The 20,167-nt window shown below is 40.6% G+C and carries 19 protein-coding genes; 8 read left to right on the forward strand and 11 right to left on the reverse strand.

The annotated features are described in order from the left end of the window. Window positions 1–12 precede the first annotated feature (12 nt). Complete coding sequence (locus G1O98_RS09800; protein ID WP_163928640.1) at window positions 13–2,367, reverse strand: hypothetical protein; 2,355 nt, start codon at window positions 2,365–2,367, stop codon at window positions 13–15. A 345-nt stretch (window positions 2,368–2,712) separates the two neighbouring features. On the opposite strand from G1O98_RS09800, the gene G1O98_RS09805 reads away from it, so the two are divergent. After that, window positions 2,713–4,368: an iron uptake porin gene (locus G1O98_RS09805; RefSeq protein ID WP_163928641.1), complete on the forward strand. Its 1,656-nt coding sequence runs from the start codon at window positions 2,713–2,715 to the stop codon at window positions 4,366–4,368. A gap of 64 nt (window positions 4,369–4,432) precedes the next feature. Here G1O98_RS09805 and G1O98_RS40675 read toward each other — a convergent pair whose 3' ends face one another. The 6 genes from G1O98_RS40675 to G1O98_RS09830 all read right to left on the reverse strand — a co-directional run bounded on the left by G1O98_RS40675 (window position 4,433) and on the right by G1O98_RS09830 (window position 9,556). Further along, a complete protein-coding gene (locus G1O98_RS40675) occupies window positions 4,433–4,558 on the reverse strand; it encodes a hypothetical protein (RefSeq protein ID WP_265578522.1) in 126 nt (41 codons plus the stop codon). Between the two features lie 1,107 nt (window positions 4,559–5,665). Next, complete coding sequence (locus tag G1O98_RS09810) at window positions 5,666–6,004, reverse strand: CpeR family transcriptional regulator (protein ID WP_114082081.1); 339 nt, start codon at window positions 6,002–6,004, stop codon at window positions 5,666–5,668. Next, on the reverse strand, window positions 5,998–6,627 hold the full coding sequence (locus G1O98_RS09815; RefSeq protein ID WP_163928625.1) for a chromophore lyase CpcT/CpeT: 630 nt from the start codon (window positions 6,625–6,627) through the stop codon (window positions 5,998–6,000). The genes G1O98_RS09810 and G1O98_RS09815 overlap by 7 nt, the downstream gene beginning before the upstream one ends. Before the next feature lie 58 nt (window positions 6,628–6,685). After that, a complete protein-coding gene (locus G1O98_RS09820; protein WP_163928626.1) occupies window positions 6,686–7,222 on the reverse strand; it encodes a phycobiliprotein lyase in 537 nt (178 codons plus the stop codon). A gap of 335 nt (window positions 7,223–7,557) precedes the next feature. Beyond that, on the reverse strand, window positions 7,558–8,316 hold the full coding sequence (locus tag G1O98_RS09825) for a phycobilisome rod-core linker polypeptide (protein WP_163928627.1): 759 nt from the start codon (window positions 8,314–8,316) through the stop codon (window positions 7,558–7,560). 658 nt (window positions 8,317–8,974) lie between these two features. Continuing rightward, a complete protein-coding gene (locus G1O98_RS09830) occupies window positions 8,975–9,556 on the reverse strand; it encodes a phycobilisome protein (RefSeq protein WP_163928628.1) in 582 nt (193 codons plus the stop codon). A gap of 100 nt (window positions 9,557–9,656) precedes the next feature. On the opposite strand from G1O98_RS09830, the gene G1O98_RS09835 reads away from it, so the two are divergent. Then, entirely contained in the window at window positions 9,657–10,319 is a 663-nt protein-coding gene (locus G1O98_RS09835; RefSeq protein WP_163928629.1) for a HEAT repeat domain-containing protein, read from the forward strand. A gap of 146 nt (window positions 10,320–10,465) precedes the next feature. Continuing rightward, window positions 10,466–10,666, forward strand: a complete 201-nt coding sequence (locus G1O98_RS09840; RefSeq protein ID WP_163928630.1) for a hypothetical protein — start codon at window positions 10,466–10,468, stop codon at window positions 10,664–10,666. A gap of 188 nt (window positions 10,667–10,854) precedes the next feature. Here the strand turns inward: G1O98_RS09840 and G1O98_RS09845 are convergent, their stop codons facing one another. Then, a complete protein-coding gene (locus G1O98_RS09845; protein ID WP_163928631.1) occupies window positions 10,855–11,679 on the reverse strand; it encodes a pentapeptide repeat-containing protein in 825 nt (274 codons plus the stop codon). Between the two features lie 116 nt (window positions 11,680–11,795). Between G1O98_RS09845 and G1O98_RS09850 the strand changes: the two genes are divergently transcribed. The 3 genes from G1O98_RS09850 to G1O98_RS09860 all read left to right on the forward strand — a co-directional run bounded on the left by G1O98_RS09850 (window position 11,796) and on the right by G1O98_RS09860 (window position 14,094). After that, window positions 11,796–12,368 carry a phycobiliprotein lyase gene (locus G1O98_RS09850; protein ID WP_163928632.1) on the forward strand — a complete coding sequence of 191 codons (573 nt, stop codon included), beginning with the start codon at window positions 11,796–11,798 and terminating at the stop codon, window positions 12,366–12,368. Window positions 12,369–12,528: 160 nt separating this feature from the next. Continuing rightward, window positions 12,529–13,263 carry a 15,16-dihydrobiliverdin:ferredoxin oxidoreductase gene (locus tag G1O98_RS09855; protein ID WP_163928633.1) on the forward strand — a complete coding sequence of 245 codons (735 nt, stop codon included), beginning with the start codon at window positions 12,529–12,531 and terminating at the stop codon, window positions 13,261–13,263. A gap of 63 nt (window positions 13,264–13,326) precedes the next feature. Continuing rightward, window positions 13,327–14,094, forward strand: a complete 768-nt coding sequence (locus G1O98_RS09860; RefSeq protein WP_175586610.1) for a phycoerythrobilin:ferredoxin oxidoreductase — start codon at window positions 13,327–13,329, stop codon at window positions 14,092–14,094. 41 nt (window positions 14,095–14,135) lie between these two features. On the opposite strand, the gene G1O98_RS09865 is transcribed toward G1O98_RS09860, so the two are convergent. Next, complete coding sequence (locus tag G1O98_RS09865) at window positions 14,136–15,029, reverse strand: phosphorylase (protein WP_163928634.1); 894 nt, start codon at window positions 15,027–15,029, stop codon at window positions 14,136–14,138. A gap of 238 nt (window positions 15,030–15,267) precedes the next feature. Here G1O98_RS09865 and G1O98_RS09870 point away from each other — a divergent pair, with 238 nt between their 5' ends. After that, the gene (locus tag G1O98_RS09870; protein ID WP_163928635.1) at window positions 15,268–16,533 is read left to right on the forward strand and encodes an HhoA/HhoB/HtrA family serine endopeptidase; all 1,266 of its coding nucleotides are present in this window, start codon (window positions 15,268–15,270) and stop codon (window positions 16,531–16,533) included. A 287-nt stretch (window positions 16,534–16,820) separates the two neighbouring features. Then, window positions 16,821–17,075 carry a hypothetical protein gene (locus G1O98_RS09875; RefSeq protein WP_163928636.1) on the forward strand — a complete coding sequence of 85 codons (255 nt, stop codon included), beginning with the start codon at window positions 16,821–16,823 and terminating at the stop codon, window positions 17,073–17,075. A 328-nt stretch (window positions 17,076–17,403) separates the two neighbouring features. On the opposite strand, the gene G1O98_RS09880 is transcribed toward G1O98_RS09875, so the two are convergent. Both G1O98_RS09880 and G1O98_RS09885 read right to left on the reverse strand, forming a co-directional pair. Continuing rightward, window positions 17,404–18,492 carry a sulfonate ABC transporter substrate-binding protein gene (locus G1O98_RS09880; protein ID WP_163928637.1) on the reverse strand — a complete coding sequence of 363 codons (1,089 nt, stop codon included), beginning with the start codon at window positions 18,490–18,492 and terminating at the stop codon, window positions 17,404–17,406. An 86-nt stretch (window positions 18,493–18,578) separates the two neighbouring features. After that, complete coding sequence (locus G1O98_RS09885) at window positions 18,579–19,784, reverse strand: aliphatic sulfonate ABC transporter substrate-binding protein (RefSeq protein ID WP_163928638.1); 1,206 nt, start codon at window positions 19,782–19,784, stop codon at window positions 18,579–18,581. Window positions 19,785–20,167 lie beyond the last annotated feature (383 nt).

Below are 20,167 nucleotides of genomic sequence, written 5' to 3' on the forward strand. Positions count from 1 at the left end.
TTAGAGGGCGTGCTATTCAAAGCGCTGATTTTTCTCTGACCAGCGCCTCAGACTGTAGTTATGAGCATTTTCAATTAATAAAGCTAAAGATTGCACGTCTGAAAGCTTGGCGATCGCAGAGAGTCTTTGTAAGTCATTTCTGGTAAAATCAGTGTAAATGACTTGATTGCGATCGGACAAAATTATAGTCCGGTCGCGGCGTTGTTCTGTATTTTCCGCCTGATTTTCAGGTGAAGACTGATTCAAGGATGCTATTGCTGCTGCTGAGATAGTCAGTATTATTTCTGGTTGAGCATTATTTGTTAAATCAATCACTTGAACGGGCCAATCACCCAACTTTTCCTGCATCTGCTCAAAGGTAGGAATAGCACCAGCCGCAACTTCACCGGATTGCTGTAAAGATTGCCAGACACTCGATAATATTACCTTCACCCCTTGGGGATTTTGTTGATGCAGTTCTTTGAGAGTGATGGGAGATGGTTGTACCCATTCCAGTGCTGCATTTGTCAAAGCTAGAGGTTTGGGTTGAAGAACATCGTTTTGATTCTCTGGAATTTTTGGGCCCGCAGCCAATAGGCGCAAAACTTTACCCTGTAGTTGCACTGCTTTGATAGCGACTATAGTAATTTTTTGTTCTCCATTTGGCAACCAGACTATAATCTGGATTTCCGGGTCAGAAATGATTCCTAAAGTTTTCCATAAAAATTTGGCGGCGGAAGTTTTAGGTGGGTTCAAATTCTCAAAGGGGGAATTTAGCCAGCTTTTACCGTCATTAAATGCACTCACCTCTACCTGATACCAAACTTGATTATCAGTGAGTTTCAAGTCTGCTAAGGAATTTGGTTGCAGCCACTCACTGCTAGTAACTTGAGTAATTGGTTGCACTGTACCAACAATCTGACTAGGGTGAGTAGAGGATATTTGCGACTTTGCACCCTCACTATTGAGTCTTGCTAATAGACCTTGAATATAGACAAGATTATCTTTTGTAATTTTTGGTTGCGTCTTTAACCAGGAATTAGCGTGTTCTTCTCCCTGCTGAACAGCCAAAATCAAAGCGAACCAAGCTTGCACATCCAGTCTATTTGGGTTCACCCGCAACGCTGCGGCTGTGCGATTCCACAACCGTTTTTTATCGGCTTTGAGTAGAGTCGCAATTTCTTGGGTATTATGTGGCGACGCTTCAAACACCTGTAATGCTTTCTCCCAGCGACCATCAATCAAGTCTGCTAGCACTTCTTGACTAGGACTTGCCCATTTTTTCTGGGCTTGGGTTTTAGTAAGTTGGGAATGCAAGCGAATCAAATCCATTTGCGCTTGCGCCACCCCTGGAAAAACTCCTTTGCGCTGTTTTTTGATGAATTTCAACCATTCAAAGGCTGGTGTCCATAGTCCACTACGGGCAATTGACAGGGCGTTTTGGTATGCAGAATCTTTGAGGGCTGCTGATTTGAGGGTAATCGCCTCTAATTCAATTGGTTTGAGGAATAACTTCACAGGCTTGACTTGGTAAACCTGTAAGTGCGGTTCTAAGCCTATAGTTTGATCGACAACTAACTCTTTTGTACCATCACCAGTTACCTGCTGCCATCTGGGTAATTGTCCGTTGGGACTTGTCCAAGACAACATTTGTAGTAAATTGATGCGTTGTGGATTGTAGTATACAACTTGACCATAAGCACCAGTTCCTTGTTGGCGTTGACCCCGCAAATTAAACCAAACTCCCGGTGATGGTGTCCCACCGTCAAAACGTTGCACTTTAGTTAAAGGTAGGGGAACACTGATATCTTGGGGTTCTGATGTTTCATCAAGTGAGGGTGAAATCACAGAGGATTCTTCTGGCCCAGTTATAGGTAATTGAGTGGCTAAATAGTAGTAATTTTCGGACTGAGATTTAAACTCTAACTCTTCTGATAGCTCGTAAACCCTGAGTTCCACAAGTTTTTTACAATCTGATTGACAATTAGCACGCTGTTGCCAAACTGGCAGTAAAAAAGAGTCTTTGGCATCTTGACGTAAAGGCAGAGTTTCGCCAAATATTTGGTTTTTTTGACTCAAATCAAGTTGAATTTGTTTGAGAGTTTTGGGGCGTTCGTGGTTGCCAAGGGGGATTTGTGCCCATGCGGGTAAAATTTTATTTAGCCAGCTTACCTGGTCTGGATTGAAGATGAAGAGAACGCTAATCCAGGCGAAAACCATAATTAGACTAGCACTACTCAACAAAATTGCGATCGCTAGCGTTGACGACAACCAACTTCCCCCTTTGAGCTTTTTCTGGGGTTTTTTAGCGATGCGTTTCATCACACCTGTATGAGGTTTATTTTGTTTAGAGGCTTTTTGTGTCAGCTTGCGTGGACGATTTGCCATAGATTGGGGATTAAAAACTGGGGGTTGGGGATTGGGGACTGGAGTCGGAGATTTGAGTCTTTGAGGTTGATAAATCCAGTTCAAAGTATGACCGAGGCTCTAATTCCCTTTGTCCCCCAGTCCCCAGTTCCCAGTACCTAGTACCTAGTCTCCAATACCCAATACCCTGTTATACTCGTCCTTTCAGAAGTTGCCCAGAAAGATTAAGTCTAATTTTGGACAAAATACGTAAATTTTCCCATGTGAACGCTAGACAATAGCGCATACACTCTTCACTTAAGTATGTGAGCAGAGTGTAAAAAGTTGAAAGGTATACTTATTAGCCGCAGTCATCGCAAAACCTGGATGCTCGCATGGTTACTCATTGCGGGAGTAAATGGAGTTGCCCAAAAAGCATCAGCACAAGAGTACATCAATACAGAAACGACTCAGGCGCAGGAGAGTATAGATTTAAATTCTCCTCCCCTCTCCCCCATAAATCCGATGGCACAAGTTACATCGGTTTCTCAACTCAAAGATGTACAACCCAATGATTGGGCATTCCAAGCATTACAGTCTTTGGTGGAACGCTATGGTTGTATAGCAGGGTATCCAGATAGTAGCTATCGCGGTAATCGCGCCTTAACTCGGTATGAATTCGCCGCCGGTGTGAATGCTTGTTTAGATAGAGTCAACGAATTAATCACTACAGCCACCAGCGATTTAGTCACCCGCGAAGATTTAGCAACATTACAAAAATTGCAATCAGAATTTGCCCCTGAATTAGCAACTTTGCGGGGTCGTGTCGATAGTTTAGAAGCCAGAACTGGCGAACTTGAAGCAAATCAATTCTCAAGAACAACCAAACTCAGTGGACTACTAATAGTTGGTATTCAAGGACGGACTAGCAATCGTGGTGATGTCAATCCTAGAGATGGACAAAAAGATACAGATGATGGCGGGACAAACATTAATGTCATATCCTTGGCGCAACTATATTTGAATAGTCAAATCACTCCTAGTAGTTACTTGTTTACAGGTCTTATAGATGGTAACGGAACAACTTCGCCTAGATTTACCAATAGTGTTTCCCGGAATGATGTTTTACTTGGCTACGAATTTCCTACAGATAGCTTGATTGTAAGTGACCTCAATTTTCATTGGCTGGTTACGGATAAATTAGCAATAATGGTGGGAACAGAAGGCGTAAGTATGCCTGCTGCTTTCCGAGGCCCCAATCGGGTAGAAAGTGCTGCAACAGGGCCGCTGTCTTATTTTGCCCAAAGAAACCCAATTTTAAATATGGGATACGGTCACGGCGGTATAGCTATTGATTGGCAATTTGCTAAACGCGCTAGTTTGCAGGCAATTTATACTAGTTATAAACCAGGCAATCCCGGTAACAGTAGCGGTTTATTCGATGGAACCACAACTACTGGTGTGCAATTGCTGCTAACACCAACTGACACTCTAGATTTAAGCTTGTATTACGTCAACAATTATTCTTCGGATGGTTGTTTGCTAACCTTTGTTGGTGATGAATGCTTAACTACAGTTAATACCACTACCGGAAAATCAGCACCTTTGCAAACTAATGCCGTGGGTGCGACTGTCACTTGGCAAATTTCACCTCGCATTAGCGCAGGTGCGTGGGGTGGTTATACTAAATCTTACATTCCTGGGCAATCGGGAAATGTAGAAACGACGAATTATATGGTGTTTATGAATTTCCCTGATTTATTTGCTAAAGGAAATTTGGGGGGAATTTATGTCGGTCAACCTCCTAAAATCACTAGTAGCGACCTACCTGTAGGGAATAATGTCCCTGATTTTATTAATACTGGTTTAGGACGTGCAGGTGGACAACCAGGAACTACCACTCAAATTGAGGCATTTTATCGTTTCCAGCTAACAGATAATATTAGCATTACACCAGGAATAATTCATCTCTTGCAGCCTGGTAATACACCAGATAACGACTCAGTTACCATCGGCATTCTGCGGAGTACTTTTAGTTTTTAATTTTGCTTGCAGACAAACATTATAGAGCTTACAGCATATCAGATGAGAGAACTGTCTGATAAATTCAAGTTTTTGGCGATTTTTGTGTGAGTTCTGGAGATATAAAAAAAGGTTTGGCGGTGAGCCAAACCTCTATATAAATCCAGTGCATAACAACATCCCGAATTAATTTACTCATTATTATATTCATAGGGCATCTTCCTATAGGATGTGTGCAAATATCCTCAAACCTGATAAGGTATTTTTCTAGTATCATTAAATACCTCAAATATAAAATTAATCTGCCAGATGTTAGAAGCTATGGCAGATTAATTTAGATATTAAAGATAGTAAAACAACTCAAAATATTTTTACATGCAAAACTTGCATGAAAGGAATTTTTCTAGCTAGTAAACAAAATAAAAGACGGGATAATTTATCCCGTCTAAATAGCTTGAAAGTGGCAATACACCTTGGACTTGGCAAAAAACAGCACAAATAAAACTTAATAGGTTGTAAGACGAACAAATAATATGGACAAAAAGAATGCTAACTGAGCTTATTCTTAATGTTTTAATCATTTGCATTCTAGCTAATATATCACAACTTAATTATAATTTAATGTCAAAATGCCAAACAATTAACAACAAAAAAGACGGGCGTTAGCCCGTCTTCTGTATAAAAAGTAAAAACATCTTGGTAATTTCTGCAATATATCAAAATACTCTAATCACTAGCTGCCAAATTGCCAAATACTTATCAATCAAAGACGAATATTATTTTCTCTGTAATTAAATGTATTTGTCAGCTATAGATTTTACTCTCAAAAAAAATTAATAGTTACTCAAAGGATTTAGTGATCATTTATAATAAAATATTTAGTTTTCTCTTGTTGTCGTTAATTAATATTGCATAAGGTGTGCTGCTTCGAGACATAAAAAAGCCTGCGTAGGCGTAGCCCATCGTAAACATTGCACCATCAATTAGAGATAATTTATATTTGTCTACATGGTATAATTTTTTACAATATTTATGCGAGATATATCTGTAGGGGCAATTTATGAATTGCCCCTACAGTCCAGGTTTATTTACTATCAAAGAATGATTAATAAAAATTTATTTGTTAGGCAAAACCTTATGCAGTATTGGATTCTTGTGTACAGTACGTATTTCTAACAAACTTAGACGGCTAACTGTTAATAAGTAACAACTAATCATAGTAAATAATTAGCAATTAAACATTAACAATTAGCCGTCAACCCCCTTGGGGAGTATTTAAAATTCAAAACGTCAGAATGATTTCTGTAGGAAAGTCACTCTAAGCACGCTCATCAAATCTAGTGTAGAAACCACCGTATTTTATCCAGTATTGTTTCAAAGTATGATGAGGAGTATGTAAACTAGCTTTAGCCTGATATAAAATTACTTGGCGATGATCGCCCATCCAGATTTTATTAATGGGGTCAACGGATATTACTGTTCCTCCTAAAGAAGCGACACATTGAGAGAATCTTTCAATGGTCGTATATTCTAATGTCTCGAATATAAAAAAGTTACCGGAACAAATCAAGTGGCGGCTACGAATCCAACAGCGCATCTTTTTTTCAGCCTGTGGAGGTAACATTTTATATTTAACAGATTCAAGCTGAATCAACATAATGCTCTCACTGCAAGTAATTCATCAGCAAAACTTTCCCGTTTCTCAAATCGCAAAGGCCCAGCAGTTGACCCCCATATCTGCTTGTGGGTTTCAATATCCATACCTTTATCTAGACTTATCCAAGTATGCTCGGTTATTTCTACGTCGCTGACTAAATATGTCTGGCAGCCATTGCGGTTAATCAGACATTGATTACCCGGTTCCACGCTACCCCGAAACATTTCACCCTCTCGTTGAAAAACCATCGAACAGTTATAACGCCGTTCGATACAATCTGGGGTGATGGTTTTGAGGATATCTAATTCACGAGCCGCACCTGCATAAAGCATCTGGTCTTTCAAGCTGTAATTTTCGATATAAATGCGATCGCCACAATCTACCAGTCTATGTACTCCTTGGCGGTAGGGTGTCCATAAATCGTGGTCATAAGCTTGTTCTGAATAAAAACCGATGGCAGAAAAAAATTCAATCGGTAAAGGACGGAAAAAAATGTGAATGTGGGCGTAAAGTTGGGGATTTGCAAAAGATTGCTTGTAGTTGCTAAAATCTCCTGCCATCCAACAGGCTAAGGTGAGTAAATCACTAGCGTTGGTGCTAGATTCACTGGGTGCTATTGTCATATTCAACCTCAGTAGTGACAAAACTAGATGATTCCTTTTATGTTTTAACCTGATATTACTAACTGGTTGAACTAGACAAAGAGCGAATCTCTGAAGAAAAGGAAGCTGTTGTCACACCTTTACCATCACTGGTTTTAATTGTCGCTACCCGAAATCGCAGATTTGGTGTGGCAAACCAAATTCGCTCTTCAGCAGCAGCATGTTCATACTCCGTCAGCAGGGTAAAAATCCCATCTTCACTCAAGTGGTATTTACCCACTGCTGGAATTGTTTCAGCGTATCCTTGGTCGCGTAAGAGTTTTCCCCTAGAAGGATTTTCTATATCTGGAATTGGCACCAGCACGGTACTACCAGAGATTGGTTTATCGTCCCAGTCTGACTCACCTTTCCAAGTCATCCGAAAGGGGTGAGTGATACTGCCGGGGTCGGTGTCATACAATTGACAAATTGCTAGTACCGCCGGATCGTCGGTGGATAGAGACTCAATGTCAATGTTAGACAGCACTTGTTCAAAGTGAGCGAATGCTAAATGATGACCGCTACGTTGCGATCGCCATCGTCCAATTGAAAGTTCAAAGAATTCAGTAATTTCCATTAGAAAAGTGATTTTAAAAAGTAGCCTACAATCCAAGAAATATCTTGGCTAAATAGTTATTCTCCCTGTCTATATACTAGCTTCCTTGACTAAAACTGCATTTGGGAGTGCTGTACATGGATAGCGGGGCTTTTAGCCCCTGCTGAGTTAGGAATTAGGCAATACGGTTCGGATAAGCATTTTTCACTTTCCTTGTGGTCTGGGAAATGGGCAAGGGGTAAAGGGGAAAGGATGTATTCAAAACATGAGTCCCTTTCCCCTTTAACTGAACCGTATTGAGGAGTTAGGGTTATTATTCTATCCCCAGTCCCCAGTCTCACTCCCTACTTACCGACTTAAGCAACTTCAGTAATACTGATGATTTTGCCGCCCATTGTATGAATGTTTTGCACTTGTCCAGACAGTTGGTTGTAGTTAACTACATATTCAAGGTTGCCCAGACGAGTACGGAGACTAGCTGAACCTTTGACTGCCTTAATCAAGAAGCGTTTGCTGGTGCTGCTTACACTAGAACCAGCAGCAGGAGCCTTGATAGATGTGGGTAAATTTGCACCTATATCCCTGATTAGTTTAGCTTTGCGATCGCTATCGCTGCTTGCTACTCCTCTCAATAAGGTAAAGGTGCGGTTAAAGGTAACATTCTTAATTCCTATTTGGGAGCTAGTGCTGCGAGGATAAGGAACAATATTCTCGCCAAAATTCCGCTGATACTCTTCGCTATCGATATAGGATTCGATTTCAGCATCGTAGCCCTGTTCGTTGTAGATGCGGACGTGTTCGGCAATTTCTGCTTGATCGGCAGGAGGACGACCTAGCAAGTGTTTGAAGTTTAGTTCAATGAACCGATATTGGGAAGAAGAACTGAAAAACAGAGATTGATAGAGTTCTGATTTCGCAACAGTGTTGACGAATTCGCGGACGCTGATTTTGCGATCGCGCAATTGCGATTCAGCAGTAGCTAGGCGCTCACTTTCTAGCAAGTGAGCATTCCCCAAAACCTGTTTGTAAACCGCCCGAATCAGTGTTTGTAATTCACTTTCGCTGGTGTTCGGACGCAGTTCAACATTAGGTGAATCAATAGCCCACAGTGACATTGAAGTATCTCCCTAAAAACGTAAATTAAATGAAATTTTTGAGCATTCTACCCCTTATGGGGGTAGAATTTCGCCTCAGTTGTCAGTTATTTTTGCTACTGACTAGCATGTGTAAAACTTTATTTTTTTAAAGTGCGTTAGATATCTTTGTATATGACAACTGACGGCAGAATTGAGCAAATCCTAATCATGATGCTGGTCTAAAAGCTATTTAAACTATCTCCCAGTTAACAACTAGATTTTATGAGAAGGAATTCAGCAGATGTTAAAAAACTTTACATCTTTGTGACAAAGGAAAGGTCATAGAGACTTTAAATCCTTATTAGTTTTAATTATTTAAGTTTTTACATCATTAAATACCTTTACACATTCTGATACGATGCCGAAACCATATTTATTAAATTTTGTTAAGTTAGATAATACTTTAGAGAAATTTAAGCTTGTTTTTAGAATTTGATTTGAGATTGGGATGCAGGCGATTGTATTGCTGTTTTCCCTTGAGCAAGAGTATTTATAGTGCCGATTCACCAAAGTTAATCTTGGTAAGTGGGCAAGAATAAATCAAACTATGTTACGTAATGTAAATTTAATTAAATTGGCTCTTAGTAAGCAGCTATAACCGTGACTACAAACCTTGAATTATTCACGCTCACTTACCTTACCGAATTTGAAAAGTAGTCAGTTGGGTGATTAAATGGTCAAAATAGGGATTAAGAATTTCTTGCTGATTGGCTGGGCAGCGTTTCAAACTAGCAGCTTTAATGCTTTTTAAACCTAAGAGCATTGCATCTAATGGAACTTGTAATTCCTGATAGAGTAAGTTCATATAGTGCAGTCCTGTGGGATTTGTATAGTCAGCGTGTCCACCTGCTATGCCATAAGTAATACAACGGAGAAAATGCCAAAAATCTCGCCAGCAAGCTTGGGCGCGTTCAGGCGGATAAAGACCACCTCCAGGCTGGACAATTTCAGGATAGGTTGTCAAAACCTGCTCTCTAGCTTCATCAACAATTTCGGCGGCGCGATCGCGTAACAACACAGCAATAGGAATCAACTCAGAATTATCGGATGACTTGGTTTGAATCTGTAATAAATCTTCGTCGCTCAGATAACGGAAAGCATCATCCGCAGCTTGAAATATGGCGATAGCTGCTTTGGAATGAGACTGTTCCCACTCAGCAAAGCTGATAATTCTAGCTTTGGCGATTAATTCTTTGACGGTTTCGCTTAATTGAGTCATTGGTTAAGAGTTTAGGGTATTGCGTTAAATCTTCCCAAATGCGATCGCTATTTTTTGACATCTGTAAAATAAAGTAAAGATAGCTCTACCAAATGCACCTATGGAAATCGCTCAAATCCAAACTGAACTGAAGAACCCAGATTTTCACTCTCGTTTGAAGGCGATCGCAGCCCTCAATGATTATGAATCAGAAGTTGCAGTTCCTCTCTTAGCAAGTAAACTTCATGACTCAGAATTTTTGGTGCGTTCTTTTGTAGCCAGGGGTTTGGGTAATCAACAATCAGCAGAATCCTTTGCTGCTTTGATGCAAATTATGAAATTTGATGATACCCCCAACGTGCGAGCAGAGGCGGCAAATTCTTTATCGCTATTTGGCAGAGTTGCAGTTTCTCATCTAGTTATGGCATTTTATCAAGATGACCACTGGCTAGTTAAGCGGAGCATTTTAGCTGCGATCGCTGAAATGAATTGTCCTGAAGAACTATTTGATATCTGCGTTCAAGGTTTAAAAGATGAAGATTTCACAGTTCAGGAATCCTCTGTTGATGGACTCGGTTTACTAGCTGATTCTAGCCAACATACTGCGGCACTATCCCAAACACTAACGTTAGTGAATGATGAATCTTGGCGGATGCGCGTGCGAGTTAGCTATGCCCTCAAACGCTTTGACGAGCCGGAAGCAAAAGCAGCCCTGAACCAACTTAGACAGGATGAGGATCACCGAGTTGTCGGAGCTGCTTTAGAAGACTTGTTGCCACAATAGCGATATGGGCTTGTGCCGAATCTTGTGATAAAATTTATTTCAACAATAGGCAAGATGTTTTTTTACCTTAAATTTGACCAAAATATCCGGGTAATCTGCCAAAATCTGGAAGAAAAGATCAACTTTTTTGAGATGAGGAGGCATTTGTGACTGAGATAGAAACTGGTCAAATGACTTGGCGACCACCAGGTTCCTCAGAATCTGCTTTACATTTGCGACATAAAGCTTCGGAAGCCTGGCGATCGTATAAAGAATTTCCCCAATATGCTTTACCCGATCCACCGGGTTTTTCTGAAGGATACGCTACGTTTTTAGCACTCTTAAAAAAGAACTGGCAACTGTTGTAAAGTCACTACAGAACAACAAAAAAATTTTGGATTTTAGATTTATTTAGCCCACTAGGAGCGCGTCTTGCACTCATACTATGTTCGGATAAGTACTTGTAATGACGGCTGACGCGGGGAGTTTTGAATTATCAAGTAATTAAGCGAACTTGATATTGATATCCCAAATCTAAAATCTAAAATTGCCACGATCAAGCACTCAAACTCTCACGAGTTGTTGTGCGAGTGTAGGCGTTCCAAACGTCAAGTTCTGAATATGGGCGGCTTTTAAGCATAGCTTTAGTTGCTTCTGTGAGTCCTTGGGCTAAAGTAAAATCTGCACCAGCGATACTTTGAAGATGCTCCATCTCTGCATCACAGAGGTCAGTTGCTCGCAGGTCTGCATCCCGCAAATCGGCTCCAGTCAATCGAGCATTCCGCAAACAAGCCCCAGTCAAATAAGCTTTCGTCAAATCAGCGCCACTTAAAGCCGCACCTTGCAAATTTGCTCCTGTCAAGTCAGCGCCACTTAGGTAGGCTCCACGCAGATTAACACCTTGTAAATCTGCGTTTCGTAAAGAGGCTGTGTTAAGAAAAGCACCATTGAGATTAGCACCCGGCCCTACAGCTCCCGAAGCTTTGTAGTTATATTCTTGGGGCCATTTCGTATGTGTATCATAACGTGCTACTTGCAATTTGGCTCCTTCCAAATTTGCGCCACTGAGATTGGCTTGTTGGAGGTTCGCACGGTTTAAATAGGCTCCCTGCAAATTAGCCCCACTCAAATCGGCTCCTTGCAGATTAGCGCCTCGCAAATCTGCGCCACTCAAATCGGCATTACTCAAGACTAGCTCACTGAGGTCGGCTCCTAGTAGCTTGGCTTTGCTCAAATTAGCTTGTTGTAAATCGACTTCTCTGAGATTGTATTGGTACAAATCGACCCAATCCAAATGGTTTCCGGCTTTGAGGGCTGTTAATATTTCTGGAGTTGGACTGGGGCGTTCGCTAGTGATAAGTTGAATTTCACTATTTGTCATCAGTTGATAAAAATATAACTTTTGGAGTTATTCTACACTTTAGCGAAATTGGGACTTCATCTCATTGCTCAGTATTCACTAACGGCAAAATTTGATAAAAAGAGGTTTTAAAACAGATGCATCTAATACCGCCCTTGTCAATGATCGACTTCTTCCGTAAAAGTGAGGGTACATGGTTTACGGAACGTTCCGTTCACCATTTTGACTCGGCGGCGGATGAGTCTGGGCAGTCGAATTTGATCGTTAAAGTCATGGAAAAGGACGATCCTAAAGTCCAAGAAGTCTGTAAAGACCAAGGCATAGACCCAAGTAAAGCAACAGGCGGTGCGAGTTTTGCATGGCAGGCTAACTTAGACACCAGACTACCTAATGATAATGCTGCCATTTTAGTTGATATTCCCGACGAAACGAGGCGTTCTGGAAAACTGATCCGTAACCAAGGTTATGTTGAGAGCATTCCCGTTGTCAGTCGGTATCGGTTTGCCGATGATGGAGTGCTGACGATTGATACTGACTATGACAATAACCAAGGTCAAGAACGTTGTTGGTTTGTTACTGATGATTTTCGTGTCAGGGTTAGTACCGTGCGAATGATGAACGGTGTCAACTTAATGGCTTATTGTTCTGAACGTCGCTGTGTTTCCCAAGAACTGCTAGAGCAAATGATCGCTAATCATGCCAGGCATTAGTGGGGAATGGGGAATGGGGAGATAAGGAAAAATAACTAATACCCAATGCCCAATGCCCAATTCCCAATCCCCATTAAGGAATGTTGCTTTGTTTCTCATAAATGAGACGTGTATGATTGCCATCACTTATTTTCATGCAAGGGTTAACAAATCATGTTCCATGTATAAACCTTTCCTGGAATTTTTAGAAAAAGAGCTATTTAAGCGCTTTGATTTACAAAGTAGGGTAATTCCCCCTGGTTTAGAATTCAAAGTTAGCGATCGCGGCAGAAACCCTGCAACTATTCGCAGTTGGTGTTACCAATCTCAAGAGTTGCGGAAAATTCGCTATACCTATATTGATGCCGGGGAAAGCGCCCAAATTTTTAACAGCGTGATTTATCCTAGTCATAACTACGATTTACCTCTGTTAGGGATTGATTTTTTATCCTTTGGCAAAGTCAAAAATCTAATTGTGCTTGACTTTCAGCCTTTGTTTCAGGATGAAGATTATCAAAACAAATATATAGCTCCGCTAAAATATCTCCATAATAAATACCCGGATTTGGCGCAAAACTTAGAAATGAAGTTTTACGATGCCAACCAGTATTTTTCTAAGTACCTCTTGTTTGCCAAAACAGATGCTGAAACAGTTTCAACGCGAGTCTTTGAAGCTTTCCAAGATTATTTAAACTTGTATTGGCAAATGCTAGCAGATGCCCAAGCGCTTCACGATCCAGAAGATATCCAACGGATTGTCAAAGCCCAAAAAGACTATGACCAATATAGTGCAGATCGAGATCCAGCATCTGGTTTGTTTAGCAGTTACTTTGGTCATGAATGGGCGGAGCGTTTTCTCCATGAATTCTTATTTGAAGATGCCGTTCCTCTAGCAGTTATTGCAAGTAAAAGATAACGGGGATTGGGCATGGGGAATTGGGCATTGGGCATTGGGCATTGGGCATTGGGCATTGGGATTATGAATTTGGAGCGAAGCGAAGTGACACTATATCAGCCATTTCTCGATTATGCAATCGCCTACATGCGATCACGCTTGGATTTAGAACCCTATCCTATCCCCACTGGGTTTGAGTTCAAAAGTGCTGTTGTGGGTAAGGGCAAAAATCAGGAAGAGGTTGTCACCACAAGTTACGCCTTTCAAACCGCAAAATTACGGCAAATTCGTGCTGCTCATGTCCAGGGTGGTAATTCGCTGCAAGTGCTGAATTTTGTGATTTTCCCCCGCCTCAACTACGATTTACCCTTTTTTGGGGCGGATCTGGTGACATTACCAGGAGGACACCTAATTGCTTTGGATATGCAGCCCCTATTTCGGGATGATTCAGCATATCAGGCAAAATATACTGAACCAATTCTGCCCATTTTCCACGCCCATCAACAGCATCTATCTTGGGGAGGAGATTTCCCAGAAGAAGCACAGCCTTTTTTCTCTCCCGCTTTTCTGTGGACTCGTCCCCAAGAAACTGCTGTAGTAGAAACTCAGGTGTTTGCCGCTTTTAAAGACTATTTAAAAGCTTATCTGGATTTTGTAGAGCAGGCAGAAGTTGTAACAGATTCCCAAAATTTAGAAGCCATCGAGCAAGCCCAACTGCGATACCTACGATATCGGGCTGAAAAAGACCCAGCACGAGGGATGTTTAAACGCTTCTATGGTGCCGAATGGACTGAAGAGTATATCCACGGCTTTTTATTCGACCTAGAGAGAAAATTAACAGTCGTCAACTAGAGGCTTCACCAATTTAATATTGGGCAAATGACTAATCAATATTAGGATATAGCAACATTCTTGAGGATAGTCATCGGCCCTTGGGCTTTGATAATTTCCATTTCTCCTGCGTTTCGCACTAGCAAACTACCAGCGAATCCTAATGAATTGACAGAGATAGACTGAAAATGCTCCTGCGATCGCGGTACAATCAACATCCATTCTCGTGTCGCTAACAGATTGTAAGCACCCAATTGCTTTGCATCTAAACCCACAGCCCCTAGCAAACTGCGATAAACTTCTAATGTTGCTTGGGCTGCTGTAAATGGCGATCGCACCCAATCAGGATTTAGTGGCGCAAAAGCGTTTACAAAAGGAAGTTTTGCTATTGCGTTCGATTCCTGAAATTGTACTGCCCTCAGTAGAGGTTCAATAGGTATCTGCGGCCCTGAAGGTACAAGTGGTAATGGAACTAATTGTAAGTGTTTGTGTCGCTGGCTAGCACCTGCATTTTTGCCACTGTTGTAAAATGCTAAACCATCGAAATCATCTAAACACGCCCACATAGCGGCAAAATCTTCCAAAGTCAGCAAACTTTCCTGTTCCTCGAAGGCACGGGTGATAATTAGCAGATGAAGATCGACAACATTATATTTATTTAAAATACATACATGAGTATCAGAGATATCCGCCACAAATAAATCTTCTTCGTAGGGCAAAAAAGGATTAAACTCTTGACCAGAGACAGCAGATTGTTTTTCCTGTTTCTCCTTAGCTGCTTTTTTACGATTCAGATTAGACAAAATCCGCACTAAAAAGCGCACTCCATCCTGTTCGATAAATTCAAATTCTGTCGGAATCGACAGTAACGCCCCACATTGTAAAGCATGTTCAGTTCGTTCTTTAACACTTGTCCATAAAGTGCCAGATTCCAGTAAGATTTTCCCCTGTGGCATTTTCATTCCTTCACACATGGTATAAAACACGCAGTCAACTTAACGTCAAACTGTTGGTTAGAAACCGCTCTGGCTCTAAGTTGAAAAGCATGACAACTGTGTAACCCTACGAATGAGTATATTCCAATAAGGTTTAGTAAAATACCAAAGCTTTCACAACAACGCAATACCCCTGCAACAAAACTGTCACAAATCATATCTACATTAGTAATACATCTAAATATCCTTCCAGACAGCAATGCAAAACCAATCTCGTGATGGAGAACACCCATCAAATAGCATTTTATCCAACACTGCTGATACCAAATACCATCATCAAGCACCCTGGAAAAAGGCTGCCGCCTCTCTATCGCTGGTGCTGCTGGGATCAGGTATGACATTGGCCGGTGGCTACATGGCTGGACATTCTCAGCAGGTGTCTGAGAGTGCATCTAATTTGGGAGTGAGTCGCGTAAATGCCGCTCCTCCAGTATCAGCTGCTACAGATCCTAATTTTGTTACCCAAGTGGTGCAAAAGGTCGGGCCGGCTGTAGTGCGGATTAACTCTTCCCGAACAATAAGAAGCCAGATACCAGATGAATTTAACGATCCGCTTTTTCGCCGCTTTTTTGGTTCCCAACTGCCACAATCACAAGAAAGGGTAGAACGGGGTACTGGTTCAGGTTTTATCATCAGTGCCGATGGTCGGATTCTCACTAACGCCCATGTGGTAGATGGTGCTGATACAGTGACAGTGACACTCAAGGACGGGCGCACCTTGGAAGGTAAGGTGTTAGGAAAAGATGAATTAACCGATGTCGCTGTTGTCAAGATTCAAGCAAACAATCTACCTTCAGTAGCCATAGGTAACTCAGATCAACTGCAACCAGGAGAATGGGCGATCGCGATCGGCAACCCCCTTGGGCTAGATAATACAGTAACTACCGGAATCATCAGTGCTACCGGACGCAGTAGCAATCTAATCGGCGCTGCCGATAAGCGAGTAGAGTATATTCAAACTGATGCAGCCATTAACCCCGGGAACTCCGGCGGCCCCCTACTAAATTCCCGTGGTCAAGTAATTGCCATGAATACAGCTATCATCCAGGGGGCACAAGGATTAGGCTTTGCTATTCCCATCAACACAGCACAACGCATTTCCAGCCAAATAATAGCTACAGGCAAAGTAGAACATCCTTACCTGGGAATTCAAATGGTGGGGTTAACACCTCAGATGAAACAAAATATCAACTCAGATCCCAATAGTGGTTTGAGTGTGAATGAAGATAAAGGTGTATTAGTTGTCAAAGTTGTGCCAAATTCACCAGCTGCTAAAGCAGGAATACGTGCTGGTGATGTTATCCAAAAGCTTGGCGGGCAAGCAGTCACAGATGCCAACAGTGTCCAAAAGGTAGTAGAAAATAGCCAAATCGGGGGGGATTTGCGCTTAGAATTACGTCGCAATGGACAGAATCTTAACGTCGCTGTACAACCTGGTGCTTTCCCCACCGCACCAGTACAATAAAAGTTTTGCTATTGAGTCAAAGTGAATTTTTTGGGATGGGCAAAATACCCATCCCTTTTTTTAGATGGCGAAGATAAGGTGGGCACTGCCACTATGTAAAAATAGTTTTCTTTAAAAGCAGAGTTATTTTTATATTTTTTATCCATGACATTAGTCATGGTTTAACTAATTACCTTTTTCACTAGTGTATATCTATTTTCAGTCCTATTATTTACTTGTCAAAGAGATTAAGATTTTGCAAAAAATTAATCTCTTTGATGTCTACACCATAGAAGGAAAGTTTGCGAATGAGTATTAAAAGAATGCTTGCCAGTGCAGCACTGATTTTACCAATTGCTGTTACCTTTATTCCTTCCCAAGCCGATGCACAGGCTAGATGGCCAGTTAGGCGGCCAGTTCCAGTTAGAGTAATCAGAAGATCACCGCCAGTTAGGGTTTATACCCCTGTTCAAGCGAGAAGAAGGATACTGGTTCCTGGACGTTGGGTGCAGACAAATCGTGGTCGTCGATGGATACCTGCTCGCTATATATATAGAAGATAAAAAGACCTACAAATGCAAAAAATATTGCCTATCAATATTGATTGTATAGTTCTTTTTCCATAGATTTTGTTAGTGTTTAAAAATTCCCCTTTAGGATATTTCTAAAGGGGCATTATTTCATATTTAAAATAAATAGATAGATAAACCTCATCTATATTGAAACCTAGAGTTTTTTAAAAGATATATTTATGTAGGTTGGGTGGAGTGAAACGCAACCCAACATTACCACCTTCCCTATTTATGTTGGGTTACGCTATCGCTGCACCCAACCTACAAAACTACGGTTTTCAAGGTAGACGAGGTTTAGGTATCATAATCTGATTAGTTTCTATTTTTCGCTTATCAATGTTGGTGGAGTAATAGCTGCATATTCTTGGGATGTCAGCAGTGCTTCCTGAACATCAATCTTTTTGGGCAAGATTTTTTCGTTATAAAATAAATCGGCAACATTTTGTTGAGCTTTCATCAATTCTGGGGTAATTCCTTTTAATCGATAATTAGCGCGTCCAGAAATTATTTCTTGAATGGGTAAATCAATTTTAAGTACAGGTGCTATGAGTTTGGCTACTTCTTGACGATTTGCTTCAGCCCATTGACCATTTTTATCAATCTCTTCCAAGATAATCCGAAGTAATTCGGGATTTTCCTTAGCAAACTCCCGTGTTCCTACATAGTATCCGCCTGGAGTACCGATATTTGTCGCATCTCTCAGCACCCGCGCACCGTGGAGTTTTTCTACCAAAGCTAAATGAGGATCGCCAGTTACCCAAACTGGAATAGTGCCCTGAATAAATGCACCACGGGCTTCCACATTGGGCATACTCAAAACTTTAATATCACTGTATTTCAAGCCCACTTCTTCTAAAGCTTTGATGATGAAATAGTGAGAAGCTGAACCTTTTTGAAAGACTACTTTTTGCCCTTTGATTTGCGCTAAACTCTTAATTGGAGAACCTTTAGGAACTACGATCGCACTCCCTTTACCGGAAGTAGCAGTAATTCGTCTACCAGCAAGATAGACAATTCTTGCACCAGCAGCTTGGGCAAAAATAGGAGGAGTTTCTCCAACTGAACCGACATCAATTTTGCCAACATTCATCGCTTCCATAAGTTGCGGCCCTTGGGCAAATTGTGCCCACTCAACTTTAACACCCAAGGATTCTAAACGTTTTTCTAAAACTCCTCTCACTCTCACTAAGTCACCAGAGCTTTGATAACCCATTCGTAGAACTTTTGTTTTCAGAGCAATGGTTTTTGTTGCTGCTGGATCTGCTTTTGGTTCAGTTGCACTATTTGTATTTTCACTGGTCGATGTACAACTAATTAATGTGGTAGATAAAGCCAAAAAGCTAGGCATTACCAACAATGCAAATCTTCTGATAATTGGTGAAGTTTTGATTACCGTATTGCTCAACATTTTTACGACTCCAGGATAAAATAATCTTTACTATCAGGAAAAGATAAACTTTTAAATGATTTCAGCTTTCTAAAGTTAATGATTTTCTATTTAGATTTAATTGATTCTGGTATAAAAGCCGCATATTCTTCTGGAGCTAATACACCATCTCTAACATTAACTTTCTTTGGCAAGAGCCCTTGGCTGTACCATAAATCAGCAATTTGTTGTTGTTTAGTGATAACTTCTTCAGTAATTGGTAGCAACCCATAAGCTGATTTAGCTTGAATCTTTTTCAAGGTAGTAACATCAATACCAACATCAGGAGAAACAAGTTCTGCTAATTTATCGGGATTCTTTTTAGACCACTCATCTGCTTTTGTCAGCTCCTCCAGAAAAATTTTGAGAACTTCAGGATGCTCTTTCGCAAATTTACGCGAGGTAGAATAAAAGCTCCCTAAGTTTTGGAGTCCTTGTCCATCTATTAATACACGACCAATATTTTTTTGTACGGCTCTTGTAATATAAGGTTCCCAAGTTACCCAAACATCAAGTCCACCCTGGCTAAAAGCAACATTTGCATCTGGAGGTGGTAAGAAAATAGATTTAACATCAGTGAGCTTTAGCTGATCTTTTTGTAGCGCTTTCAGCAAAACATAGTGAGCAATAGAAGCTTTTTGAAAAGAAACTTTTTTGCCTTTAAAGTCAGCAGCACTTTTAATTGGAGAGTTTTTTGGCACTAGAAAAGAAACTCCTTTACCATTAAATGCTGTAGTTACCACATAGACAAGTGGTGTACCTGCTGCTTGAGCAAATATAGGTGGTGATTCAGCTGTGGCTGCAATGTCAAGAGAACCTGCGTTTAATGCTTCTAAAGCTTGTGGCCCAGCAGCAAACTCTAACCACTTGACAGTAAAATTTTTCGCTGCCAAACTTTTTTCTAGAGTTCCCTGTTTTCTCATAACTGCAAGAGAACCAAGCTTAGAAGAAACAATTCGCACTTCTTGCTTTTGGGGAGTATTAGAAACTGATTGATTTTGAGCATCTGTACTAATTGTAGATGCTTGGTTCTGAGTTGTTTTATTTTCTTGGCTGCAACCAACTATGCTGATTGGGATTGTTAGGGAGAAAGCAGCTACAAGTAAAGATAGATAGTTATGTTGAATTTTATATTTAGCTTTTGTTTTGATAGTTAGGCTTTTATTAGATATCAGATTTACTGTTCGCAAAAAAGGCTTTAAATTCTCGATTTTAGATTTTATCGGCTTGTTAATTGATATATGAGATTGCTGCAAATCTTTAAAAAATGCCATAAAACTCTATTGTCTCCTTCAATAGAAAACTTTTTACTGTAATATTATGTTTCAGCAAATTGGTTATTAAATACAGTTTATATCTCAATACGGTTCAGTTAAGGTTAGCGCTCTTTGTCAAAGTCATTTTTTTAATGAACCGCAGAGGCACAGAGTACACAGAGAGAATAAAGAGAAGGGAAAAATTGCTTGATTGAACTGTATTGGTTTATATATTATCGGATTTGGTCTTGGAATAAAGTGTTAATAAACACTACCTGGCAGAGATAAGAAGGTTTTTTGTAAATTTATTTTTGTGAGTGTGGTTTGAGCAATATTTATTTTAAGAACTAAAATTAAATAGAGTTTGTATTTGATTTATAAAAATCAGCACAACTCAAAAA

The sequence above is a fragment of the Nostoc sp. UIC 10630 genome (assembly GCF_010747425.1).
Classification (GTDB): domain Bacteria; phylum Cyanobacteriota; class Cyanobacteriia; order Cyanobacteriales; family Nostocaceae; genus Nostoc.